General features: G+C 56.9%; 23 protein-coding genes and 1 riboswitch. Of the genes, 11 read left to right on the top strand and 12 right to left on the bottom strand.

Annotation, left to right across the window (positions count from 1 at the left end; translation table 11 throughout):
• Nucleotides 1-3: 3 nt before the first annotated feature.
• From LQ945_RS01695 to LQ945_RS01710, 4 genes are all read right to left on the bottom strand, one after another.
• A complete protein-coding gene (locus LQ945_RS01695; protein ID WP_020827000.1) occupies nucleotides 4-183 on the bottom strand; it encodes a hypothetical protein in 180 nt (59 codons plus the stop codon).
• Nucleotides 184-294: 111 nt separating this feature from the next.
• Entirely contained in the window at nucleotides 295-387 is a 93-nt protein-coding gene (mgtS, locus tag LQ945_RS01700) for a protein MgtS (RefSeq protein ID WP_156033825.1), read from the bottom strand.
• Nucleotides 388-529: 142 nt separating this feature from the next.
• Nucleotides 530-1,552, bottom strand: a complete 1,023-nt coding sequence (locus LQ945_RS01705) for a magnesium transporter (RefSeq protein ID WP_081835853.1) — start codon at nucleotides 1,550-1,552, stop codon at nucleotides 530-532.
• Between the two features lie 72 nt (nucleotides 1,553-1,624).
• A riboswitch (M-box (ykoK) riboswitch) is annotated at nucleotides 1,625-1,798 on the bottom strand.
• Between the two features lie 147 nt (nucleotides 1,799-1,945).
• On the bottom strand, nucleotides 1,946-3,610 hold the full coding sequence (locus tag LQ945_RS01710; RefSeq protein ID WP_044551365.1) for an ABC transporter substrate-binding protein: 1,665 nt from the start codon (nucleotides 3,608-3,610) through the stop codon (nucleotides 1,946-1,948).
• Between the two features lie 516 nt (nucleotides 3,611-4,126).
• Here LQ945_RS01710 and LQ945_RS01715 point away from each other — a divergent pair.
• The 5 genes from LQ945_RS01715 (at nucleotide 4,127) to fusA (ending at nucleotide 10,433) form a co-directional block, all read left to right on the top strand.
• Nucleotides 4,127-5,143 carry an iron ABC transporter substrate-binding protein gene (locus LQ945_RS01715; protein WP_044551368.1) on the top strand — a complete coding sequence of 339 codons (1,017 nt, stop codon included), beginning with the start codon at nucleotides 4,127-4,129 and terminating at the stop codon, nucleotides 5,141-5,143.
• A gap of 34 nt (nucleotides 5,144-5,177) precedes the next feature.
• Nucleotides 5,178-6,761 (top strand): ABC transporter permease, encoded by a 1,584-nt coding sequence (locus tag LQ945_RS01720; protein WP_044551372.1) that lies wholly within the window; start codon nucleotides 5,178-5,180, stop codon nucleotides 6,759-6,761.
• Nucleotides 6,758-7,795 (top strand): ABC transporter ATP-binding protein, encoded by a 1,038-nt coding sequence (locus LQ945_RS01725; RefSeq protein ID WP_044551374.1) that lies wholly within the window; start codon nucleotides 6,758-6,760, stop codon nucleotides 7,793-7,795. Before LQ945_RS01720 ends, LQ945_RS01725 begins: the two co-directional genes overlap by 4 nt.
• A gap of 125 nt (nucleotides 7,796-7,920) precedes the next feature.
• Complete coding sequence (locus tag LQ945_RS01730) at nucleotides 7,921-8,133, top strand: hypothetical protein (protein ID WP_044551376.1); 213 nt, start codon at nucleotides 7,921-7,923, stop codon at nucleotides 8,131-8,133.
• 194 nt (nucleotides 8,134-8,327) lie between these two features.
• Complete coding sequence (gene fusA, locus LQ945_RS01735; RefSeq protein ID WP_044551378.1) at nucleotides 8,328-10,433, top strand: elongation factor G; 2,106 nt, start codon at nucleotides 8,328-8,330, stop codon at nucleotides 10,431-10,433.
• A 31-nt stretch (nucleotides 10,434-10,464) separates the two neighbouring features.
• On the opposite strand, the gene LQ945_RS01740 is transcribed toward fusA, so the two are convergent.
• Nucleotides 10,465-11,430 (bottom strand): DMT family transporter, encoded by a 966-nt coding sequence (locus LQ945_RS01740; RefSeq protein WP_044551380.1) that lies wholly within the window; start codon nucleotides 11,428-11,430, stop codon nucleotides 10,465-10,467.
• A 104-nt stretch (nucleotides 11,431-11,534) separates the two neighbouring features.
• Nucleotides 11,535-12,362 (bottom strand): AraC family transcriptional regulator, encoded by an 828-nt coding sequence (locus LQ945_RS01745; protein WP_044551382.1) that lies wholly within the window; start codon nucleotides 12,360-12,362, stop codon nucleotides 11,535-11,537.
• Between the two features lie 213 nt (nucleotides 12,363-12,575).
• Between LQ945_RS01745 and LQ945_RS01750 the strand changes: the two genes are divergently transcribed.
• Nucleotides 12,576-14,009, top strand: coding sequence for an NAD-dependent succinate-semialdehyde dehydrogenase (locus LQ945_RS01750; protein ID WP_044551384.1), 1,434 nt, complete (start codon nucleotides 12,576-12,578; stop codon nucleotides 14,007-14,009).
• Nucleotides 14,010-14,061: 52 nt separating this feature from the next.
• On the opposite strand, the gene LQ945_RS01755 is transcribed toward LQ945_RS01750, so the two are convergent.
• From LQ945_RS01755 to LQ945_RS01765, 3 genes are read right to left on the bottom strand one after another with little or no spacing between them, the layout of a single operon-like run.
• Entirely contained in the window at nucleotides 14,062-14,970 is a 909-nt protein-coding gene (locus LQ945_RS01755) for an alpha/beta hydrolase (protein WP_270102147.1), read from the bottom strand.
• Nucleotides 14,960-15,856: an alpha/beta fold hydrolase gene (locus LQ945_RS01760; RefSeq protein WP_269935508.1), complete on the bottom strand. Its 897-nt coding sequence runs from the start codon at nucleotides 15,854-15,856 to the stop codon at nucleotides 14,960-14,962. Before LQ945_RS01760 ends, LQ945_RS01755 begins: the two co-directional genes overlap by 11 nt.
• 29 nt (nucleotides 15,857-15,885) lie before the next feature.
• Nucleotides 15,886-16,941, bottom strand: coding sequence for a sugar phosphate isomerase/epimerase family protein (locus tag LQ945_RS01765; RefSeq protein ID WP_270102949.1), 1,056 nt, complete (start codon nucleotides 16,939-16,941; stop codon nucleotides 15,886-15,888).
• A 140-nt stretch (nucleotides 16,942-17,081) separates the two neighbouring features.
• On the opposite strand from LQ945_RS01765, the gene LQ945_RS01770 reads away from it, so the two are divergent.
• Nucleotides 17,082-17,666, top strand: coding sequence for a TetR/AcrR family transcriptional regulator (locus LQ945_RS01770; RefSeq protein ID WP_270102148.1), 585 nt, complete (start codon nucleotides 17,082-17,084; stop codon nucleotides 17,664-17,666).
• Here LQ945_RS01770 and LQ945_RS01775 read toward each other — a convergent pair whose 3' ends face one another.
• The 3 genes from LQ945_RS01775 to LQ945_RS01785 form a co-directional block, all read right to left on the bottom strand.
• Complete coding sequence (locus LQ945_RS01775) at nucleotides 17,667-17,969, bottom strand: cupin domain-containing protein (RefSeq protein ID WP_182823737.1); 303 nt, start codon at nucleotides 17,967-17,969, stop codon at nucleotides 17,667-17,669.
• Nucleotides 17,970-18,071: 102 nt separating this feature from the next.
• A complete protein-coding gene (locus LQ945_RS01780; RefSeq protein ID WP_270102149.1) occupies nucleotides 18,072-19,952 on the bottom strand; it encodes a potassium transporter Kup in 1,881 nt (626 codons plus the stop codon).
• 83 nt (nucleotides 19,953-20,035) lie between these two features.
• Nucleotides 20,036-20,944, bottom strand: a complete 909-nt coding sequence (locus LQ945_RS01785; RefSeq protein WP_420136174.1) for a LysR substrate-binding domain-containing protein — start codon at nucleotides 20,942-20,944, stop codon at nucleotides 20,036-20,038.
• A 172-nt stretch (nucleotides 20,945-21,116) separates the two neighbouring features.
• Here LQ945_RS01785 and LQ945_RS01790 point away from each other — a divergent pair, with 172 nt between their 5' ends.
• From LQ945_RS01790 to LQ945_RS01805, 4 genes are read left to right on the top strand one after another with little or no spacing between them, the layout of a single operon-like run.
• Nucleotides 21,117-22,067: a branched-chain amino acid ABC transporter permease gene (locus LQ945_RS01790; protein ID WP_270102151.1), complete on the top strand. Its 951-nt coding sequence runs from the start codon at nucleotides 21,117-21,119 to the stop codon at nucleotides 22,065-22,067.
• 9 nt (nucleotides 22,068-22,076) lie between these two features.
• Complete coding sequence (locus LQ945_RS01795) at nucleotides 22,077-23,189, top strand: ABC transporter permease subunit (RefSeq protein WP_270102152.1); 1,113 nt, start codon at nucleotides 22,077-22,079, stop codon at nucleotides 23,187-23,189.
• Nucleotides 23,186-23,956 (top strand): ABC transporter ATP-binding protein, encoded by a 771-nt coding sequence (locus tag LQ945_RS01800; RefSeq protein WP_270102153.1) that lies wholly within the window; start codon nucleotides 23,186-23,188, stop codon nucleotides 23,954-23,956. Before LQ945_RS01795 ends, LQ945_RS01800 begins: the two co-directional genes overlap by 4 nt.
• Entirely contained in the window at nucleotides 23,949-24,662 is a 714-nt protein-coding gene (locus LQ945_RS01805; protein WP_270102154.1) for an ABC transporter ATP-binding protein, read from the top strand. The genes LQ945_RS01800 and LQ945_RS01805 overlap by 8 nt, the downstream gene beginning before the upstream one ends.
• Nucleotides 24,663-24,677: the final 15 nt, after the last annotated feature.

Here is a 24,677-nt window from a genome sequence, read left to right on the forward strand (position 1 = left end):
CATTCATTTCTTTATTTTAGTCGAGTATTGCCAGGCAAAAGCAACCAGCAGCATACTACCCGAGAATGTCAGCATTAAACTAGACAGAAATTCTGATTTTCCGGTTGAATAAAAATAAATCTCATTCACACCCACAGCAATCATCAAAATGGCGTAGAGAAGGCCAAGAATAGAAATAATCATTATCGTTATACTCCATCAAGCCGCATTAAGCGGTCAGAGTTTAATCGCATCCTCCCCGTCGTAAATAAATCACTTCAGGGAGGATGCCTCCAGGCGAGTCTTCAGCGTTCATTAATCATCCCATTTGGAGCTCATATAGGCGGCTAACAGGCCCAATGAACTGATGATGCACAGGAATCCTACAAAAAATGTCATGTTTCCCATTATTTCTTCCTCGGTTAATTGTTATCGATAAAAGCCTCTTTAATTAAAAAGCGGATTAGGTTAGTGCTCATGAATATTTACGGACCTCCTGTATAATGTGAGTTAATTTCCGCCCCGGCAGCGGCACGGAGCGGAAAGCCTTTTATATTCCCAACACGTGCTGGGCAATTTTGAAGTAAATAATCAGGCCGGTACCGTCAATAAAGGTGGCGATAAACGGCGCCGACACCACCGCCGGGTCAATGCCCAAGCGCTTGAGCAGCATCGGGATAATGGATGAAACAATGGCGCTCCAGACGGTAATCGCCACCAACGACAGGCTGACCACCAGGGTCACGTCCATACCTACGCCCATGATCCAGGCGCGCACCCAGGCGGCGACGCCGATGGTCACGGCTATCAGCAGCGAGGTGGACACCTCTTTGCGGATCACCGCGCCGAGGTTACGCAGGCTGACCTCTCCCAGCGCCATGGCGCGAACCAGTGTAGAGGTGATTTGGGTGCCGCTGTTACCGCCGGTACCGATCAGCAACGGAATGAAGAACGCCAGCGCGATCGCCGCTTCCAACTGATCTTCAAATGCCTTCAACACATTGCCGGTATAGGCCTCCGCGACAAACAGCATCAGTAACCATACCGAACGCTTACGCCATAAAGCCCAGGGGCTGGTCTCCAGGTAAGGCTTGTCCAGCGGCAGGCTGGCGCCCTGGCGCTGCGCATCTTCGGTATTTTCATCTTCAATCAGCCGGGCAATTTCTTTTTCCCCCAGCACGCCCACCAGCGTTTTATTCACCACCACCGGCACTACGTCCAGCCCGCCCTTGCCCAATAAATGGGCGACATCATTACGATCGTCATCGGGAGAGACCTGGAAATAGCTGTGATTGATCATCACGCCAACGGGTTTATCCTCTTCTTCACACTGCAATAATTTTTTTACCGACAGCGTGCCACGCAGATGATAGTCGTCAGCAGTGACAAACAGCTGTGCGGGAATTTCATCCGTTTTTAACTGAGAAAGAAAATATTCCTTGGCTTTACTGACCGTCATATTGCCGGGAACGGTAATAAAATCGGCGTTCATATAGCTTGCAACCAAAGACTCGTCTTGAGTTTCAGCATGGGCCAGCGCCGGGGAGAGGTAATTTTGATGTGACTTCATTATGTTAGTCCCTATTTCTGTTTAAACTTCAACAGCGAATCGCATAGGGGCGTTAACCACAGAGGGAGTGCAGAAAGCCTATCTCCGCGTCCAGGTTTTAGCACTATACAACGTATCTGATGTGTTAATCAGAAGTTACTTTGGGCTGAACCTTAATCCGATAAAGCCTGTCTTAACCTTGGGCATCTCTCGATGTCGTCAGATCAGTAACCTGTGTTTGTATAGGAGCCTCGCCAAACGAGATACTGCATATAAACTACGGGGGGCAGTATAGGCAGGGTTTTTAATCGATGGGCAAAAATCTGACTTGCCGTTGATGAAACATTTAGAAAAAACATTTTCGGTGAAAAATAATAAAACGTGGGCCGGAACAATCCTAACCCACATTATTTATCGTCAATGCGCGAGGATATACACGTTTTTGTCGTACAACGGCCCCTGGCGGGTAAAGTCGATGCCTTTCACATAGGGTTTGACCAGCGTGGCGTTAGCCTCGTAGTAAACCGGTGCCACTGGCGTATCCACCGTCAGCACATCTTCTGCCTGTTGGAAGTGCTGCTGCACCTGCTCCGGGCTTTGCGCCGCGGTGGCCTGGTGCAGCAGCCGATCGTAATGCTCATTGGCATATTTGGCCGAGTTCTCGCTGCTGGTAGAGCGGAAAACGTTCAAGAAAGTGGAAGGATCGTTGTAATCCGCCAACCAGCGGCTGAAGGCCACGCTGTATTGTCCATTGTTGATGTTGTCCAACACCACCTTGCGCTCCTGATTTTGCAAAGTGACCTCTGCCCCCAGATTCTTTTTCCACATCGCACTGCCGGCGATCACAATTTTCTTGATGGTGGCATCGTTGCTGTACAACAGGGTGAAACGCAGTGGGTGCTGCGCGTTAAAACCGGCTTCCGCCAACAGTTTTTTCGCTTGGGCAATGCGTTGTTCTTGCGACCACCCCGCCGCAACGCCGGGCTGCAAACTGAAGCCGCCGGCGCCGGTTGGGGTAAAGGTCCAGGCCGGCTGTTGCCCATAGCCCAAGACCTTGCCGGCAATGACCTGTTTATCCAGCGCCAGATTCAGCGCCTGACGCACCCGCACGTCGTTAAAGGGTGGCTGCCGGTTATTAAAGGCAAAGTAGCTGGTCGACAACAGCGGATAAGTCACCAATTGCTCATCGCCCAGGCTTTTTTTCAGCTGTTGATATAATTCTGGCGGCGCGCTGTAACCCAACTCTATCTCACCGGCGCGGAAACGTGCCACTTCAGGGAACCCTTGCAGCGGCAGGAATGTCACCTTATTGAGCACCGTATGGGCGTTATCCCAATACTGGGTATTGCGCTCCACCACCACTTTTTCATTCACCACCCACTGCGCCAGTTTGAAAGCGCCGTTACCCACGAAGTTTTGCGGTTGAGTCCAGTTTTTGCCGTATTGCTCCACCACTTTCCGATTTACCGGCAGCACCGGGAAATGCACCAGTTGTTTAAGCAGATAAGAGTTAGGCTCGGCCAGCGTCACCTGCAGGGTATGGGCATCCAGCGCTTTCACGCCCAGCTCGGTCGGCGGTTTGCTGTCGGCGTTAATTTCCGCCGCATTCAATACATAGGCCGACGCCAGATAGCTGCCGTAAGGTGAAGCGGTTTTGGGATCGGTCAAGCGACGCCAGCTAAAGACGAAGTCATCGGCGGTCACCGGATCGCCATTTGACCATTTTGCTTCCGGACGCAAATGGAAGGTCCAGACGGTGCCCTGATTTTCCCACTTCGTGGCCAATGCAGGGATCACCTCGCCATTTTTACCCACCCGCAGCAGCCCTTCAAACAGGTCATTGAAGATATAAAACTCCACGTTGCTTTCCGCCAGGTTCGGATCCAGCGTGGCTGGCTCATAACCATTGGCCCGCACCAGCTCCTGTTTAGCGGCCAGCTGAACCCCGGCAGGCACCTCGGCAGCCTGCACCGCCGCGCCAGCCTGTAAAGACAAGATGATTAGACCAGCCAATCCCTTAAGCTTGAATGAATATGTCACGTCGTTATCCCTTAATAGTGTTTTGTCGACGCCTATATTCATCGAAGCAGTTGAATAAATTAAATCATTAAACGCTATGACTCATAACCAAAATGACGGGGGTGAAACAACATGAATTTCTTTCATTATCAAACCTCTACTCACTATCCGATGAGTCTGTTTTTCACCTGATCTGAAACAATGTCAACGGCTATCCGACCGGCACTTCATGCCGATGGATGAATGCGTTAAACAGCGTCACTCGTGGTTCTTAGGGCGCCTGCATCGTCAGCAAAGAAGATCGGCCAAACAGCGGGGTTATTTGTTTCATTTCACTGCCAATCCGTTAACGCATTATAAATACTGATGAATTAGCGAATAAAAACCATCAATAATACTCAAGCTTAATTTTTCCTTAAGACAAGATAATTAGTGAACAAAATATAAAAATAAATTAATACGAATCGTTTTCACTATCATTATTAATGTTCTTATATACAATCAGGGCTGCCCGGCATTCGCCAGGCCTTATTCATTCGCTTTTCTTCTCTGCACTCTCTCAATAAAAAGGATGACTGTATGAAGCTGCGTTTCACTTCTCTCGGCCCCATTGCCCTGCTGGCGTCGTCCATGATGCTGGCGTTTTCCGCCAATGCGGCATCCCAGGATGAAGGTATCGTTATTTATAACGCCCAACATGAAAACCTGGTGAAATCCTGGGTGGACGGTTTTACCAAAGACACCGGCATTAAAGTGACCCTGCGTAACGGCGGCGACAGTGAGTTGGGTAATCAACTGGTGCAAGAAGGGAGTGCATCCCCCGCCGACGTATTTCTGACGGAAAACTCCCCGGCGATGGTGTTAGTGGATAACGCCAAACTGTTTGCCCCCTTGGACGCTGCCACCTTGGCCCAGGTTGAACCGCAGTACCGTCCACAGCATGGTCGTTGGATTGGCATCGCGGCCCGCTCAACGGTATTCGTCTACAACCCGGCGAAGTTGACCGAAGCGCAATTGCCGAAATCGCTGCTGGATCTGGCCAAGCCGGAATGGAAAGGCCGCTGGGCAGCCTCGCCTTCAGGCGCAGATTTCCAGGCCATCGTCAGCGCCTTGCTGGCGTTGAAGGGCGAGAAAACCACGCTGGAATGGCTGAAAGCGATGAAAACCAACTTCACCGCTTACAAAGGCAACAGCACCGTCATGAAAGCGGTGAATGCCGGGCAAATCGACAGCGGCGTCATCTACCACTACTATCCCTTTGTCGACGGTGCCAAGACCGGCGAGAACAGTAAAAATATCAAGCTCCACTACTTCAAACATCAGGATCCGGGTGCCTTTGTCAGCATCTCCGGCGGTGGCGTGCTGGTCTCAAGCAAACACCAGCAGCAAGCTCAGGCGTTCGTGAAGTGGATCACCGGTAAAAACGGCCAGGAGATCCTGCGTACCAACAATGCCTTCGAATATGCCGTAGGCGTCAACGCTGCCTCCAACCCGAAACTGGTGCCGCTGAAAGAGCTGGATGCGCCTAAAGTTGATGCCTCCGCGCTGAACGGCAAAAAGGTCGTCGAACTGATGACCGAAGCCGGTCTGCTGTAAGCCTGTCTTACCCGTACAGAGAGCTTTTAACCCTATGTCGAATATAGGTTTCAACGCTGCCGGTGCAGCGCCACGTTATGCTTCAGCCCGACGCCATCAGCGCCCGGGACTGTTTATCGTGGCGGTCGCCATTTTACTCTCCCTGCTGGCACTGCTACCGTTGGGGTTTGTCATTAGCGTGGCGTTTGAAACCGGTTGGCCCACGGTGAAAGCTCTGGTATTTCGCCCCCGGGTGGCCGAACTGCTGCTAAATACCCTGCTGCTGGTTCTCTTCACGCTGCCGATTTGCGCCCTGCTGGGAGTAACGCTGGCCTGGTTGACTGAACGTACCACTTTGCCGGGTCGTCGTTTTTGGTCGCTGTTGGCGACCGCGCCGCTGGCGGTTCCTGCCTTCGTGCAAAGTTACGCCTGGATCAGCCTGGTGCCTTCGATGCATGGGTTGGGGGCTGGGGTCTTTATTTCGGTCATCGCCTATTTTCCGTTTATTTATCTGCCGGCCGCGGCCGTATTGCGCCGACTGGATCCCGGTATTGAAGACGTCGCCACTTCTCTGGGTACCCGCCCGTTGGCGGTATTTTTCCGCGTGGTATTGCCGCAGCTAAAACTGGCAATCTGGGGGGGCTCGCTGCTGATCGCCCTGCATTTGCTGGCGGAGTACGGTCTGTACGCAATGATCCGCTTCGACACCTTCACCACCGCCATTTTCGATCAGTTCCAGTCTACGTTTAACGGCCCGGCGGCCAATATGCTGGCCGGGGTACTGGTGCTTTGCTGCCTGGTGCTGTTGCTGCTGGAAGCCGGCAGCCGGGGCCGGGCACGCTATGCCCGCGTCGGTTCCGGTAGCGCCCGCAGCCAGAATGCTTACCGCCTTGGGCCTGTCGCTACCCTGTTCGGCCTGCTGCTGCCCCTGGCACTCACCGCGCTGGCGCTGGGCGTGCCCTTTATCACCCTGGCCCGCTGGCTGACTTTGGGTGGGGTTGAGGTCTGGCGCAATGCCGAACTGCTGCCGGCCCTGTTGCAAACGCTGTCGCTGGCGGCCGGCGGAGCCCTGTTGATCACCTTGTGCGCCATTCCAATGGCCTGGCTTTCGGTACGCTACCCCGCACGACTGTATCGGGTTCTGGAGGGTTGCAATTATGTCACCAGTTCGCTGCCCGGAATTGTGGTGGCGTTGGCGCTGGTGACGGTCACCATTCACAGCTTCCGCCCGATTTATCAAACCGAAATTACCCTGCTGTTGGCCTATCTGCTGATGTTTATGCCCCGGGCATTGATCAACCTGCGCGCCGGAATTGCCCAAGCGCCGGTTGAACTGGAAAATGTGGCCCGCAGCCTCGGCCGTTCCCCTGCCCAGGCTCTTTGGAGTACCACGCTGCGACTGGCGGCTCCCGGCGCAGCCGCCGGTGCGGCACTGGTATTTCTGGCCATCTCCAATGAGCTGACCGCCACGCTGCTGCTGGCGCCTAATGGCACACGTACGCTGGCCACCGCTTTTTGGGCACTGACCAGCGAGATCGACTATGTAGCGGCGGCCCCCTACGCGCTGATTATGGTGGCGTTGTCCCTGCCACTGACCTGGCTTCTTTATTCTCAATCCAAACGCACGGCGGGATTATGAGCACGCTTGAACTACAAGGCATCGGCAAGTCCTATAACGCAGTCAAAGTGCTGGAGCATATTGATTTGCAGGTTGCACCAGGCAGCCGCACCGCGATCGTCGGCCCTTCCGGCTCGGGGAAAACCACCCTGTTGCGCATCATTGCCGGTTTCGAAATACCGGACAGCGGTCAGGTGATACTGCAAGGCCACTCGATGGACAATGGCAGCGGCTGGGTACCGGCGCACCTGCGTGGCATTGGTTTTGTGCCGCAAGATGGCGCGCTGTTTCCGCACTTTACCGTAGCGGGCAACATAGGTTTTGGCCTGAAAGGCAGCAAGAGTGACAAGCAGCTGCGTATAGATGCGCTGATGGACATGGTGGCGCTGGATCGCCGTCTGGGCGCACTGTGGCCACATGAGCTTTCTGGCGGTCAACAGCAACGCGTGGCGTTAGCCCGGGCGCTCTCCCAGCAGCCTAAATTGATGTTGCTGGATGAGCCCTTTTCCGCTCTGGATACCGGCTTGCGTGCCGCGACCCGAAAAGCAGTGGCGGAACTGTTGGCCGAAGCCAAAGTGGCGTCTATTTTGGTGACCCACGATCAGACCGAAGCCCTGTCATTTGCCGACCAGGTGGCGGTGATGCGCAATGGGCGTCTGGCACAGGTTGGGCCACCGCAGGATCTTTATCTACGCCCGGTGGACGAGCCTACTGCCACCTTTTTAGGTGAGACGCTGGTGCTTTCCGCCGAGCTTGAACAGGGTTGGGCCCAGTGCGCACTGGGGCGGATTGCCGTCGACGATCCTGCCCGCCGGGGGCCAGCCCGGATTATGCTGCGCCCGGAGCAAGTTCAAATCAGCCAGTCCAATTCCCAACATCCAGGCCAGGCCGTGGTGACCCATATAGATTTCGCCGGTTTTGTCTCCACCTTGAACCTGCGTATGGCCGACAGTGGCACGACGATCGAAATTAAAACTGTCAGCCGAGAAGGCCTGCGGGCCGGCACCCTCGTCAATCTGAATATCATCGGTCAGGCACATATTTTTGCCGGGTAATGCCTGCCACTCAGTCAAACCGGTGCCTGCAGAACAGGCGCCGGTATTACATCTATGAACTTTGTCGTCGCCTTGTAGTACTCTGACGCCTCACTCAACTCCCTACCACCGTAAGACGACAGATTATGCTTATTTTGTATGCCGCATCGGCCCTTATCTTCACCTTTATGTTTATTCTGGCCTTTATCTACTGCTTTTTTAAGCTTTCGAGGGACGGCGATGTGAACTTTAAGGTGACGCTTTGCGTGCTCATTCTGTCGTTTCTGGCTTTCTACTCCGCCTACGGCTATGTCAGTACTCTGTTGGAGCAGCAGCAGGTCAAAATAAAACTCTATTAGCCATTAGCTTCCCGTCGCTCTGAACGAAAAAACCTATCGCAGCCATCGTTGAGTAAAAACCCTTTCATCAACTACGATTAATTTGTGACCGGTGCAAGCATTCACCCGTCCGGAGATAACCCACAGAGGATTATCATAATTTTTCATGCTGGTTAAAGCCGCCCTTCTTTTAACGCGGCTAAGAAAGGTTAATTATGGCACGTACTACCCCCCTCGAGCGCTACCGCAATATCGGCATTTCGGCGCACATCGATGCCGGCAAAACCACCACCACCGAGCGGATTCTGTTTTACACCGGGGTCAGTCACAAGCTGGGCGAAGTGCACGACGGCGCCGCCACCATGGACTGGATGGCGCAGGAGCAGGAACGCGGCATTACCATTACTTCGGCGGCGACGACCTGTTTCTGGAACGGCATGCAGCATAATTATCCGCAGCACCGCATCAATATTATAGACACCCCCGGGCACGTAGACTTTACCATTGAGGTTGAGCGCTCCATGCGCGTGCTTGACGGTGCGGTCATGGTCTACGACTCGGTGGGTGGCGTGCAGCCGCAGTCGGAAACCGTCTGGCGCCAGGCCAATAAATACAAGGTGCCGCGGCTGGCGTTCGTCAACAAAATGGACCGCGTGGGCGCTGACTTTTTCCGCGTGCGCAAAATGATGATCGAGCGCCTTAAGGCCAATCCGGTACCGATCGTCATTCCTATTGGGGCCGAAGACCACTTCACCGGCGTGGTGGATTTGGTGAGCATGAAAGCCATCCTGTGGGACGAAGCGACCCAGGGGATGAGTTTCAGCTTTGAAGAGATCCCGACGGACCTGCGCGAATCGGCACAGGAATGGCGGGATAAAATGGTCGAAGCTGCCGCCGAAGGTTCGGAAGAGCTGATGGACAAGTACCTCAATCAGGAGCCCCTCAGCGAAGAAGAGATCGTTCGCGGCCTGCGCCTGCGCACCGTAGCCGGTGAAATTCAGCCGATGCTGTGCGGTTCCGCATTCCGCAACAAAGGGGTGCAGCGTATGCTGGACGCGGTGATTGAGCTGATGCCCTCGCCGCTTGACGTTCCACCGATGGAAGGCCATGACGAGCGTGACAATATCGTGATCCGCCGGGCGTCTGACGATGAGAAGTTCTCTGCGCTGGCGTTCAAGCTGATGACCGATCCCTTCGTTGGCCAACTGACCTTTGTACGGGTGTATTCCGGCGTGCTGGCCAAAGGCAGCAGCGTTTACAACCCGGTGAAAGGCAAGAAGGAGCGCATTGGCCGCATCGTGCAAATGCACGCCAACGATCGTAAGGATGTCGAAGAACTGCACGCCGGTGATATAGCCGCCTGCGTCGGATTAAAAGACGTCACCACCGGCGACACCCTGTGCGATCCCAACGCCATTATCACGCTGGAAAAAATGGTCTTCCCGGAACCGGTTATCGCTCAGGCGATTGAGCCTAAAACCAAAGCCGATCAGGAGAGAATGGGCATCGCGCTGCAACGCCTTTCTTCAGAGGACCCGTCATTCCGCGTGCGCACCGATGAAGAGTCGGGCCAGACCATTATTTACGGTATGGGCGAACTGCATTTGGAAATTATCGTCGATCGCATGCGTCGCGAGTTCGGCGTGGCGACCACCACCGGCAAACCGCAGGTTTCCTACCGCGAAACCATCCGCAAGCGCGTGACCGACGTGGAAGGCAAATTCGTGCGCCAGTCCGGTGGTAAAGGCCAGTACGGCCACGTGGTATTGACGGTGGAACCTAATGAGCCGGGCAAGGGTTTTGAATTCTTCGATGAAATCAAAGGCGGCGTGATCCCGGGTGAATTTATCCCGGCGGTGAGAAAAGGCGTGCTGGAAGCGTTGAATAACGGCGTGCTGGCCGGCTATCAGGTGGTGGATGTCAAAGTACACCTGACCTTCGGCTCTTATCACGACGTCGACTCTTCGGAGCAGGCCTTCCGCATGGCGGCCATCTTTGGTTTTAAAGAGGCCTGCCGTCAGGCGGATCCGGTGATTCTCGAACCCATCATGTCGGTAGAGGTAGAAACGCCGGAAGATTACGCCGGCAGCGTAATGGGCGATCTGTCGTCACGGCGCGGATTGGTTCAAGGGATGGAAGATATCCCGGGCGGCGGCGGCAAGGAAATTCACGCCAAGGTGCCGCTGTCCGAGATGTTTGGCTATTCCACCACCTTACGTTCAATGTCGCAGGGGCGCGCCACCTACACCATGGAGTTCAGCCACTACGCCGAAGCGCCGCGTAACGTAGCCGAAGAGATCATCCACCACAGTAAAAAGTAAGCGTAGCGCCTGCCGCATTCAGCGGCAGGCGTTACTCCTTGGCCCCAACGCTGACCACCACCGACTGCGGCTTGATCCGCATCGCCGACACCACCCCCACTATCAGGCAGGCGATACCGCCCAGCGTCAGCAACGGTGGCCAGGCCTGGCGCAGCATAAAGGTGTAAGCCAAGCCGGCCAGAATTTCGAAGACGATCAGCGGCCCGACCAACACCGTCGGCAGACGCTGACTCGCCTCATTCCAACACAGAGCGCCAATCCACGAACACAGAATGCCGATAGTCATCATCAAGGGCACGAACACCTCCGGCCTGGGTCCGAAAGGCAACGCAAACTCGGGCCGGGTAAGGGCCAAATGACCGCAAACCACCAAATAGCCGAGCAGCGCCAGCGGCAGCGTCGCCAGGCCCTGCGCGGTCGCCCAGGTCGCGGGCCTGTGGTTCGGGTTCTCGCGCAGCCAGCGGGAATTGCGCAACGGGAACCAGGTCCAGCACGCCACCGCCAGCAGCGCCAGGCCCAAGCCGCTGGTATAACGCCAGACGTCGATCGGGGCCGTATTGCCCTGCAGTTCGGCAACGTTGACCAACGCCAGACCGCAGGCAATCAGCACCAGCGCCGGCGTCAGTTTGCGCCAGGAAAGCCGCCCATCGTGTCGGCTGTAAAACAGGTTGGCGGTCACCGAGATAACCACCGGCAGCGTACCGATAATCATGGTAGAGACCGGCGCGCCAGTACGTTGAATGGCACTCGCCAGGCACAGGTAATACAGCAGGTTGCCAATCGCCGTCAGCTTTAACGCCTCCAGCCAATCGTGACGATGTAACTTTTTCAGACGATGACGATCAAACCAGGCCAACGGCAAGGCAATCAGCCCAAAGGCCAGATAGCGCCCGGTCGACTGCAACGCCGCCGGGTATTCAGGGATTAACACCGGGCCGACAAAAATCAGCCCCCACATCAGCCCGGCAGACAAGGCAAATAACACGCCGACAAACATAATGACTCCATCAACAACCGGGTACAGCAATGCGAACCCGTGATTAAATACTTGGAGTCAGCCTAACGAGCTCGGGCGGGAAAATATTGTAGCAGGTTGCTGTTTTAGCGGTTGGTGACCTGTTTCTGGTAGCGCACTGGTGTGACACCGTAACGATTGGCAAAAGCGCGCGTCAAATGCGCCTGATCGGTCAACCCCGCTGCGGCGGCCACCTGTGCCGCAGGCATGCCGCGCCCGAGCATCTGTTTGGCCTGTGACAGGCGGATCGCCATCAGCATTTGTTGAGGGGATACATGGTATTGGGCTTTGAATTTACGCAGAAAATGATAGGGACTGAGAGAAACCAGCGCCGCCAACTGATCGAGCGTAATGACGGAAGCAAAATTATCGTGCAGATAGCTTTTGACGATATCAAAACGGTGCGCCGCTTCTGCTTTCAACGGGCGTGCAGCCTGGATATGCGGACGGAAAATGCTGATGACCTGCATCAGAAGATCGTCGATGGTCAGCGGATCACGAGCCTGCCACAGTGCGGCCAGCGTGGCGGACAACTGCCGTGCAGCTAACGGATCCTGGCGTATGGCATCGGTGAACCAAAACCCCTGCTCACCGGACAGCCGTTCCAGCGTGTGCGGTTCAAGATAAAGCATCCGATAATTCCAGCCGCCGGCGGTTTCCGACTCGCCGGTGTGCAACTCGTCCGGGTTCATCAATATCAGCGAACCCGGCGCCGCCAAATGTTGTGCTCCGCGATAGCGAAAGCGCTCAGCCCCCGAATCGACGGTACCAATGGCGAAAGCATCGTGGGTGTGCGGCTCAAAAACGTAGCGCTCAATATGCGCGTGATAAAGCTCAACGCCCGGCATCTGCGGTAGATGCCGAAACTGCGCGCTGTCTTTCTCAAAGGGAAACTGTTGTGGAACACCCTGCACCGTACCGCCCTGCTTCAATTGTGCCGATGCCGATAGGATAGACAACGCCGCAGGTTTTGAGTAGTGCGCAACGCGGTTTTCTGGACGCTGATGCTCATTCAGCGTAGGGTATTTTACTCAGCGTCAGGCATCTGCCAGCCAGCACCGGCGTCTTGATTATCCCGCCGCAGAACGGGAAACCCGTTTTTAACCCCTTGAAAGTAAGAGGCAACAATGTATCCAGATACTCAACTCTATATCGACGGACAATGGCGTAACGCAGTCGCCGGCAAAACCACGCCGGTCACCAACCCCGCGACCGATGAGGTGATTGGCAGCGTGGCGCATGCCGCCGCAGCCGATCTCGATCTGGCACTGGACGCAACCGAACGCGGTTTTAAAGTCTGGCGCGACACCTCCGCCTATCAGCGTGCAAACCTGATGCGCAAGGCCGCAGCATTGTTGCGTGAACGCGCCGAGAAGATCGCCGCCATCATGAGTCAGGAACAAGGCAAACCGGTGGCGCAGGCCAAGGTTGAAATCCTTAATTCGGCGGACGTGATCGACTGGTTTGCCGGCGAAGCCAGCCGCACTTACGGCCAGATTATCCCGTCCCGCAGCCGCGATGTTCAGCAGCAAACCCTGAAACTGCCGGTGGGGCCCGTTGCCGCCTTTACGCCGTGGAACTTCCCGATTAATCAGATTGTTCGCAAACTGTCCGCCGCGCTGGCAGCAGGCTGTTCGATCATCGTCAAAGGCCCGGAAGAGACTCCGGCCTCACCGGCGGAGCTGATCAGAGCCTTTGCCGACGCAGGCGTGCCGGCGGGCGTTATCGCGCTGGTATACGGGACTCCGGCGGAGATCTCCGAGTACCTGATCCCGCATCCGACCATTCGTAAAATCTCGTTTACCGGCTCCACCCGCGTGGGTAAACATTTGGCGGCACTGGCCGGCCAGCACATGAAGAAAGCCACTATGGAGCTGGGTGGCCACGCGCCGGTGCTGATTTTTGACGATGCCGATCTCGACGCGGCCGCCAAAGAGCTGGCGTTGGCCAAGTTCCGCAACGCCGGTCAGGTCTGCATTGCCCCGACGCGTTTCCTGATCCAGCAAGGCGTTTATGAAGCCTTTGTCGAGAAGTTCACCGCGGCGGTGCGTGACATCAAGCTGGGCAACGGTTTGCAGGAAGGCGTCACCATGGGCCCAATGGTACTGCAACGCAGCGTAGAGGCTATTGATGCCTTTGTGAAAGATGCGATTGCCCAGGGCGCTAAAGCCACAACCGGCGGTCACCGCGTGGCGGGTGTCGGTAATTTCTTTGAACCGACGGTATTGCGTGACGTGCCGCTGAGTGCGCGCGCGATGTCTGAAGAACCTTTTGGCCCGGTAGCCCTGCTGCGTCCGTTCGCCACCTATGACGAAGCCATTGCCGAGGCTAACCGCCTGCCGTACGGTCTGGCGGCTTACGCCTATAGCCGCAGCATCGCCACGGTGACGGCGCTGGGGCGCGATGTGGAGAGTGGCATGCTCAGCATCAACCACATAGGTTTTGGCCTGCCTGAAACGCCGTTTGGTGGGGTTAAAGACTCCGGCCACGGTACCGAAGGTGGCAGCGAAGCGATCGAATCCTATCTGGAAACCCGCTTCGTCACCGTCGCCGGCCGTTAAGTCATTCAGGCCGGCAAAAATGCCCCGAATCATCCATTCGGGGCATTTTTTATCAGCCTAGCTTGTCGAACAACAAGCGCGCCGCCGGGGTCAAGCCCAGCATATGAATGCAGGCATGCACCATGCCCGGCAGCCGCTCGCAACGCGCCTCTACACCCGCATCCTGCAACCGCTGGGCATAAAGCTCGGCCTCGTCGCGCAACGGATCGTATTCGCAACTAAGAATGGTCGCCGGGGGTAATCGCTGCAACCTTTGGGCATGCAGTGGCTCTGCGTAAGGATCCTGCGACTCGTCCGCTTTGCCCAGATAGGTGTCCCAGCAAAACTCCATCACTTCCCGCGTCAAATAATACCCTTGCGCATACTCCTCATAGCTTGCGGTATCCATCGCACGACTCAATGCTGGATACAGCAACAGCTGATGCTCAATCTGCGGCCCCTTACGGTCACGGGCCAATAACGCCACCGCCGCGGCCAGGTTACCGCCTGCGCTGTCGCCGCCTACCGCCATGCGGGCAACGTCAACGCCCCACTCATCGGCCCTTTCCACCACGCCGCACAGGGCCTGATACACGTCCTCGAGCGGCCGTGGATAGGGATACTCAGGCGCCAACCGGTAGTCAACCGACAGGATCAATCGCCCGGTGGCATTGGCCAACGCCTGACAAGGCCGGTCGTACAGCGCCAGCGATCCCAGACACCAGCCGCCGCCGTGGGCATACAGCATCGCAGGCAAAGGCTCATCCGGTGTCGCCCCCACCGGCGTATAGGCACGAATGGCGATAGCCTGCCCGTCGTCAGCGGTCACCCAACCATCACGGACGCCACCGCTGGCTTCGGCTTCGCCCTGCAGCGCCAACAACCCGGCCTGGGCGGCCTCTCGCATCTCACCGAGCGATGCAGGCACCGGTGCCTGCGCAGCCTCTGCCAGAAAACGAGCAATCAGGGGATCAAGCGGCATGGTTCTGGCTCCCTGACAGGAAGGGGATCACCAACGCGATAAATTCCTCGTGGCACTCTTCGGTAATGAAATGGCCACAGCCGGCCACGGTTTCTCCTCGCAGATCCACCGCGTTGTCGCGCAGCGTGACGAAGGGCGCGTCGCCGGTGGCGTGTTCTGCACCAATGGTCATCACCGGCATGGTCAGCCGAGTCTCCGCCCGCCGCTGGTTTTGGCGGATGGTTTCCGGAATGGCGCGGTAGTAGTCAAAACCGGCCCGCAGGCTTCCCGGTGCTGAATAGGCGGCAATATAGGTTTCCGCCGCCACCCGATCCCGGCGATAGGACCAGCGGTTAAAGATATAGCTGAGATATTCCCTCTCGCGGCCCTGCGTCAACGTCTCCGGCAGATCCGCCAGTTGGTTGAACATGAAGTGCCACAGGAAAATATTTTGATCTGCCGCGACAAAAATCGGTGGCGCCGGTGCCAGGCCGGGGATCACCGCCTCCGTCAGCACCAGCCCCGTCACCGCCTGCGGGAAGTCGCTCGCCATCGCATAGCCAACCCACATGCCGATGTCATGGCCAATCAGTTGATAACGGTCATGCCCCAGTTGCAGCATGGTCTGGTGCAGCGTCTCGGCAACGCTGCCGGTGTCATACCCACCGATCGGCTTGTCCGAATCGCCGATGCCCGGCGGGTCTACCGCTATCGCTTTAAAACCGGCGGCCGCAAGCGCTTGCATGACATGACGCCAGGTAAACCAGGTCTGCGGCCAGCCTGGGATCAGCAATACCGGCTGCCCTTCGCCCAGCGTGACGCAGTGGATGCGGTTACCCTTTACCCGCGCATAGACGTGTTCCGGCTCAGGTCCATTGGTCATGGACCCGTTATTTTGCAGTGTCATTGTTGTTCTCCGTCGTGGAATTGCGTGGCTCAGCGCAGGCCGAGCAAAGTGTTGATTTGCTGTTGATCAACCGGCGCGCCGGCGAAGTCATCAAACACCTTGTCGGTAACATTGATGATGTGATCACGAATAAAGGCGGCACCTTCGCGGGCCCCATCCTGTGGATGCTTCAGGCAACACTCCCACTCCAGCGTCGCCCAACCGTCGTAACCGTGCTGCGTCAGCCGGGAGAAGATGCCCTTGAAATCCACCTGGCCGTCGCCCAATGAGCGGAAACGTCCGGCGCGCTCGGTCCATGACTGATAACCGCCGTAAATGCCCTGTCGCCCGGTGGGATTGAATTCGGCGTCCTTGACGTGGAACATGCGAATGAAATCCTTATAAATATCAATGTAATCCAGGTAGTTCAGCTGCTGCAGCACGAAGTGGCTCGGATCGAACAGGATTTGGCAGCGTGGGTGTCCGCCAACACGCTGATGGAACATTTCAAAGGTCACACCGTCGTGCAGATCTTCGCTGGGGTGGATTTCATAACACAGGTTCACCCCCTGTTCATCGCAGGCGTTGAGCACCGGCAGCCAGCGTTTGGCCAACTCATCGAACGCCGTTTCGATCAGACCCGCCGGGCGCTGCGGGAACGGGAACAGATAAGGCCAGGCCAGCGAACCGGAAAAGGTGCCCATTTCGGTCAGGCCCAGCCGCGCTGAGGCTTTGGCCGCCAGCAGCAGTTGCTGGTGCGCCCACTCGCTGCGCGCCTGCGAATTACCGTGCAGCTCCGGTGGCGCAAAGCTGTCGCACAGTGCGTCATAAGCCGGGTGCACCGCCATCAACTGACCGAAAATATGCGTCGTCAGTTCGCTGACCACCAGCCCCTGTTCTGCCAGCATGCCGATCAGTTCGTCGCAATAGGTCTGGCTTTCTGCCGCGGTGGCCAGATCAAACAGACGGCTGTCCCAGGCGGGGATCTGCAGGGCTTTAAAACCGGTTTTCGCCGCCCATTGGGCGATCGCCGGCAGGCTGTTAAAAGGGGCAGTGTCGTCACTGAACTGGGCGAGATGCAGGCTTGGACCTTTCAGGGTTTTCATCATAAACTCCTATTATTTGTCGATTGACAAACAATAGGCTCAAATGAATCTCCCGGCAAGCGAATTTTAAAAAATCGTTGGTATTACAGTGGATTTAAGCGATCCTGTTTTACTGAACAACTGAGGACAGGAACCGAGTCATGGCAGGCAGACCACGCGAATTCGATCGTGACCAGGCGTTACTGAAAGCACGAGACTTGTTTTGGCGTCAGGGGTACGAAGGCACCTCGATGTCGGATTTGGTGACCGAACTGGGCATCGCTTCCGCCCGTATTTATAAGGCGTTCGGCTCGAAAGAGTTGCTGTTTCGCGAAGCCATTGCCCACTACGAAAGCCTCGAAGGCGGGTTTGCCGACCGTGCCTTTAGTGAAGAAAGCAGCGTGCGCTCGGCGATAAAACGCATGCTGGATGACGCTGTGGCGCTCTACAGCCGCGCAGACCTGCCGCAAGGGTGTATGGTGGTTTCCTCCGCTGCCAGCGTCAGCGACGAAAACAGCGGGATCAAAGCCTGGCTGGCGGAACATCGTCTGCTTCGCACCCAAGGCATTGTTGATCGGCTGCACGCGGCCGTTGCCAGTGGTGAACTGCCGCCCAATACCGACGCTAACGCCCTTGGCGACTTTTTTGCCGCCTTCTTGCACGGCTTGTCGGTTCAGGCGCGCGATGGCGTTAGCCGGGCAAGGTTGGAAGCGGCGGTCAAGGTTGCGCTCGCCACGCTGGATTGATCACTCCGGCAAATCAAAAATCACCAGGGTGCCCTGGCTGCCCGCCAGCACCCGATGCGGCACACCGGCGGCGGCCTGATACAGTTGCCCGGCATTGACCGTAATGGTCTCTCCCTGTACTTCCAGCCGCAACTGCCCGGCGATCACCAGCAGTCCCTCATGGTAGTCGTGCACCTCATCGGCAATCGCACGCTGATCCATCCGCAGCACTTTGATATTGGCCGCCCCCACCTTTCCAAGTACGCTGGAGCGCCACGCCTGCGGCAGATCGGCGGCCAGCGCAGTAAGATCGAATAATGACATAAACCCTTCTCCAGCAAGCAGCTCCCTTCGCTGCCACGGCAATTTACCTCCTGGCGCGCCAACGGCTAAATAACCTTTGCTTTTAACCTATAGCCAGGGGGCTCAAACCGGCACCCGGCGGCTGATCTCCACCACCTGATCGCTGGGCAGATAATAGTAATCCGTCACATGCATACCGTTGCGCACCATCAGCGCAAAAATGTTGCGCTGCCAGGCTGGCAATCTGTCGCTGGCTTCACGGCGCACCACGCTTTCATGCCCCAGATAGTAGGTGGCGTCGTCAAAGTTGAGTCCGGTTTTCTGCGCCTCCACATGCTGCAGCAAGCGGGGAATATTGGGCCTTTCCATAAAGCCATAGCTGGCTACCGCGCACCAGAAACCCGGCGACTGCTGTCGCATCACCAACCGTTCGGCATTCGTTACCCGCGGTTCGTTAACTATCATGATATGCAGCGCCAGCACATTGGCGTGCAGCGAACCGTTGCGTTTAACGTGCCATTTCATTACCGGTGGCGTGCCGGTTAACGTTCGGGTCAGAAAAATGGCGGTGCCCGGCACCCTTGGGATGTTACGTTCTTCCAGGTGCGCCAGAAAATCCGCCAGCGGCAGGCTCTTTTCCCCTAGCGTCCGAGAGGCTGCCAACACTCCGCGATGCCAGATTAACATCACCCCATAAACCAGCGTGGCCATCAGTAAAGGGACATACCCGCCCTGCATGACTTTGCTGAGGTTAGCCAACAGGAAGCTGAGATCGACGATAAAGAAGCCGCCGGCAACCAGCAAACTGGCGAGGGTTCCCCAGCGCCATACCTCGCGCATGGCCACAAACAGCAGCCCGGTGGTCATGATCATGGTGAGAGACACCGCAATGCCGTAAGCCGCGGCCAGATTGTCGGAAGACTTGAAAAACACCGTAAGAAATACCGTCACCGCCATCAGCAACCAGTTGATGGCACCGATATAGATTTGCCCGTAGCTCTCCTCGGTGGTTTGCTTCACCCGCAAACGTGGCAACCAACCCAGTTGGATTGCCTGACGGGTCATGGAAAAGGCGCCGCTGATGATCGCCTGACTGGCGATAATGGTGGCCAGGGTCGCCAGGATCACCAGGGGGATTTGCAGCATCGGCGGGCACAGGCGGAAAAAGATATTCTGGGTGACGTCGGCACCGGAGAGGATCAGCGCGGCCTGCCCGGCATAGTTCAGTAACAGGCTGGGGAAGACGATACCAAACCAGGCCAGCCAAATCGGTTTTTTGCCGAAATGGCCCATGTCGGCGTACAGCGCCTCCGCGCCGGTGACGCATAGAAACACGCCGCCCAGCACCAAAAAGCTGGTCAACCCATTGGAAAACAGAAAGTGGATGCCGTACAGCGGATTTAATGCCATCAGCACCGCCGGATGCTGCACAATGCCCCAGATGCCCAGTACGGCGATGGAGAAAAACCACAGTGCCATGATCGGTCCGAAGACTTTGCCGATGCGTGCCGTACCCAACGGCTGAATGGCAAACAAGCTCACCAGGATCAGCACCGCCGCCGGCAAAATATAGGGTTTCGACTCGGGCAGCACGATGTTCAGCCCTTCCAACGCCGACAGCACCGAAATCGCCGGGGTAATCGCCCCGTCGCCGTAAATCAACGCCGCACCGAACAGACCGGCAAACAGCACCATCGGCCGGGCCTTTTTCTTGCTGACCAACAACGACATCAACGCCATAATGCCGCCTTCGCCCCGGTTATCGATGCGCATGGCAAACATGGCGTACTTCAGCGAGGTGACGATCACCAGCGTCCAAAAAATCAGCGACAGCAGGCCCAGGATCACCGGCGCGGACGGCGCATCCCCCGAGAGATAGAGCACGGTTTTCAGGGTGTATAACGGGCTGGTGCCGATATCACCAAACACTACGCCCAGTGCGCCACCGGCCAGCAGCGGCAGGCTCATTTTCGGCGTCTGTTCCGGTTCATTCCCTGCGCTCATTGACGTCTCCAGTATTCACCATTGCGGTTTATTCAGGATAGTCAGTTCAGGCGGCTAGCGTGCACCTGTCAGTGAGATAACCTTCAGTTTCCCGCCTCTTTCAGCAGCCAGTGCTGCAAATTTAGCCCCTCGGGCGACAGTTCGTTGTCCTGGCGTACACACAGGTAGTAATCGCGACCGTCGTCAATCGCCAGATCGAACAATTTAACCAGTTCGCCGCTGTTGAGATAGGGTTCGATCAGCGGTTCACGCATCAGCGCGCAGCCCAGGCCCGCCTGTACCGCCGCCAGCGTTAACAGGCCGTCCTCGAACATCGGGCCGGTACTGCGCAGCGGCCGCTTGACGCCGGCCAATTGAAACCACTGCATCCAGGTTGCACGCTCTTCGTCGTGCAACAGCGGCAAGGGTGCAAGCTGCTCTGGCATGTCCAACAGCCCGTGCAGTTGGATAAACCCACGGCTGCACACCGGCACCATTTTGCCGGACATCAGTTTTTCGCTGCGATAGCCACTCCATTGCCCCGAACCAAAGCGAATCGAGATATCTGCGGCGTCGCTGAGGTAATTGCGGTGATTGGCATACACCACGTTGATGTCGATTTCGGGATTCTCGCGCAGAAAGCCGCGCAAGCGCGGAATGAACCACCCCATGCCAAACAGCGGGATCAGGCTGATGGTCACCTGCCGGGAAGCCGACTGCTCACGCACCTGCTCCGTTGCCTGACGCAGCACATTAAATGCCGAGCGGATCGAACGGTAATAGTCCCGCCCTTCGCTGCGCAATATCAACCGGCGCCCCTGACGCTCGGTCAGCGGCATTTGCAGAAAGGCCTCAAGCGTTTTGAGCTGATGGCTCACCGCCGATGGCGATATTTCCAACTCTTTCGCGGCGGCGCTGATGCTCCCCAGACGGGCGATAGCTTCAAAGGTCCGTACGGCGCGCAGCGGTGGATCGTTTGGCAACGGCACATTGTATTGTTCTGTTTTTTTCATATGTTGACTATTTTGCTGAAAGATCGGCGGCAGTTGAAAATTAATATACAAATAAATCAATAAATTAAAAACACACATTTTCTGTATAAGAAATTATATTTCCGTATTTTACAATTTTATTTAATTCTCTACTGTGAGCTTCCTGAATCATTATTTTTCGGGACTCCTCCCTATGGATACGCTGGTACAGCAGACCGTCAACGGACTGATGCTCGGCAGCATTTATGCCTTGATTGCCCTGGGTTACACCATGGTGTACGGCATTCTGCGCATCATCAATTTTGCCCACGGCGATGTGCTGATGGTCGGAGCGCTGAGCGCCCTGTCCGCCATTAACCTGTTGCAGCACCATTTTCCTGCGCTGTCACCCTATGTCGTGCTGTTACTGGCGGCGCTGATCGCCATGGCCGTCTGCGCGCTGGTATCTATGAGTATTGAGCGCCTGGCGTATCGTCGTCTGCGCAATGCTCCGCGCCTGGCACCGCTGATCAGCGGAATTGGCGTTTCTCTGCTGCTGCAAACGCTGGCCATGCTGATCTGGTCGCGCAACCCGTTGATGTTCCCGCAACTGCTGCCAATGGATCCTATCGCCCTCACCCCAGGCAACGCCAACCACGCGCCGGCGGTGATCACCGGTACCGGTATTGCCACGCTGGCAATCGCGCTGCTGGTGATGGCCGGGCTGCTGCTATTGGTCGAGCACTCTCGCTTTGGGCGTGCCATGCGCGCCACGGCAGAAAACCCGCAGGTTGCCGGCCTGATGGGCATAGACCCCAACCGCATCATCGTTCTGACATTCGCCCTCGGCGGCGCTTTGGCGGCAGTGGCGGGCATCATGATGGCCAGCAACTACGGCAATGCCGGTTTCTCCATGGGCTTTCTGCCGGGTATCAAAGCCTTTACCGCGGCGGTGTTAGGCGGCATCGGCAACCTGCGCGGCGCCATGCTCGGCGGTCTGTTGCTGGGGTTGTTCGAGTCGTTGGGCACCGGCTATCTCGGCGAACTGACCGGGGGCACCTTCGGCAGTAACTATCAGGACGTTTTCGCCTTCCTGATATTGATCGCCGTGTTGGTATTTCGCCCATCCGGGCTGCTGGGCGAACGCGTCGCCACCCGCGCCTGAGGAGACAAGATGACTATTTTGACTCACCTACAGCAAACCGATGCCCCTGGCCGTGCCAGACTCGGCGTGGCGCTGTTTATGCTCGGCCTGCTGCTGGCCCCCTGGGTGGCCGGTGCCGCAGGCGGTAACTACTGGGTGCGGGTGATCGATTTTGCCTTGCTCTACCTGATGCTGGCATTGGGGCTGAACATCGTGGTCGGCCTCACCGGCCTGCTGGACATGGGGTTTATCGCCTTTTACGCGGTAGGTGCCTATCTGACCGCGTTATTGTCGTCACCACACCTGACCGAGCAGTTTCCAATATTGCTGCAGTGGTTCCCCGATGGGCTGCATTTGTCGATCCTGCTGCTGATCCCGCTGGCGGCTTTATTGGCAGCGCTGTGCGGCATTCTGCTGGGCGCACCGACGCTGCGACTGCGTGGAGACTATTTGGCGATTGTCACCTTGGGCTTTGGCGAGATCGTCCGCATTCTGATGCGTAATCTGGACCGGCCGCTCAACATCACCAACGGGCCCAAAGGGATCTCCGGCATCGATCCGGTCTCGCTGTTTGGCCTGAAGTTTTCGGGGATGCAACAGTGGTTCGGTTTCCGCTTTTCGTCACTGTATCTCTATTACTACCTGTTCGCCGCCCTGCTGCTGCTGATCCTGTTTATCTGTCTCCGCCTGCAACATTCACGGGTGGGTCGGGCCTGGACCGCTATCCGCGAAGATGAAGACGCGGCACGGGCGATGGGAATCAATACGCGTAATTTCAAGCTGTTGGCTTTCGCCATAGGCGCCACCTTCGGCGGCATCGCCGGTGCTTTATTTGCGGCATTTCAAGGGTTCGTCTCACCGGAGTCCTTTACGCTGCAAGAGTCCATCGCGGTGCTGGCGATGGTGGTGTTGGGCGGCATGGGCCATATCCCCGGGGTGATCCTCGGTGCCCTGTTGCTGGCCGCCTTGCCTGAACTGCTGCGCAGCACCATGGGGCCGCTGCAACAGGCCCTGTTCGGCCAGGTGTGGATCGATCCGGAAATCATCCGCCAGCTGTTCTACGGGCTGGCGTTGATTCTGGTGATGCTGTATCGCCCGGCAGGCCTGTGGCCCGCACGTCATCCACAGGGGGCCACTTTATGACGCCGCTTCTCACGCTCAGTCACGTCAGTAAACGCTTTGGCGGATTAACCGCGGTGGACGATGTCAGCATCAGCATTCGCCAGGGTGAGATTTACGGCCTGATTGGCCCCAACGGCGCCGGCAAAACCACCTGCTTCAACCTGATTACCGGCCTGTATCGCGCCGACAGCGGCGAGTTCCGCCTGCAAGAACAGCGTTACAAGCCACAGGCTATCGATAAGGTGGCGCAGGCAGGCATCGCGCGTACCTTCCAGAACCTGCGCCTGTTCAATGAAATGACCGTGCTGGAAAACGTGATGGTCGGCTGTCACCTGCGCACCCACAACGGCCTGTGGGCGGCAATTTCACGTCATCGGCGCGCCCGCCAGGAAGAGCAGGCCACGCGGGAAAAATCCCACGCGCTGCTGGAGTACGTCGGCATCAGTCAGTTCGCGCATTATCGCGCCGGCGATCTTTCCTATGGCCACCAGCGTCGGCTGGAAATAGCCCGGGCATTGGCTACCGAGCCTAAATTGCTGGCTTTGGATGAACCCGCGGCCGGGATGAACGCCGGCGAGAAAGTGGCGCTGCGCGATCTGCTGCTGCGCATTCGTGACAGTGGCAAAACCCTGTTATTGATCGAGCATGACGTCAAGCTGGTGATGGGCCTTTGCGACCGCATGACGGTGCTCGACTACGGCAAAGTCATCGCCGAAGGCGAACCGGCACAGGTAAGGCGTGAGCCGGCGGTGATCCGCGCTTATCTGGGAGGCGCTGCCCATGTCTGAGCCCTTACTCAGCGTTAAAAATTTAAAAGTGTCTTACGGCGGAATTCATGCGGTGAAAGGCATCGATTTTACGGTGAACAGCGGCGAACAGGTGACGTTAATCGGCGCCAACGGCGCGGGCAAGACCTCCAGCCTGCGTGCGCTGACAGGCCTGCAACCCTTCGAGGGCGACATCCTGTTCGACGGCCGGTCCATTCGCGGCATGCCACCCCATCGTTTGCTGCAACAAGGATTGGTGATGGTGCCGGAGGGCCGCGGGATTTTCGCCCGCATGACGGTGCAGGAGAACCTGCAGCTTGGTGCCTATACGCGCCGTGACCAACCGGCGTTACGCCAGGATCTGGAGCGAGTTTTCACGCTTTTCCCTCGCTTGCGTGAACGGCTGAGCCAACAGGCCGGATTACTCTCTGGGGGAGAACAACAGATGGTGGCGATCGGCCGTGCTCTACTCAGTCGTCCGCGCCTGCTGGTGTTGGATGAACCTTCTATGGGACTGGCCCCTATCGTGGTTGAGACCATATTTGAAGTCATCAAAAGCCTTTCACGTGACGGTGTCACCCTGCTGTTGGTGGAACAAAACGCCAGGCTGGCGCTGGCGTCGACCGATCGCGCCTATGTGTTGGACAGCGGTAACCTCAGCCATTGCGGCCGCTCTGCCGACCTGCTGGATGATGAAAAAATCAAACAAGCCTATCTGGGCGAATAACCGTTTTTACTTTTA

The sequence above is a fragment of the Serratia liquefaciens genome (genome assembly GCF_027594825.1).
Classification (GTDB): domain Bacteria; phylum Pseudomonadota; class Gammaproteobacteria; order Enterobacterales; family Enterobacteriaceae; genus Serratia; species Serratia liquefaciens_A.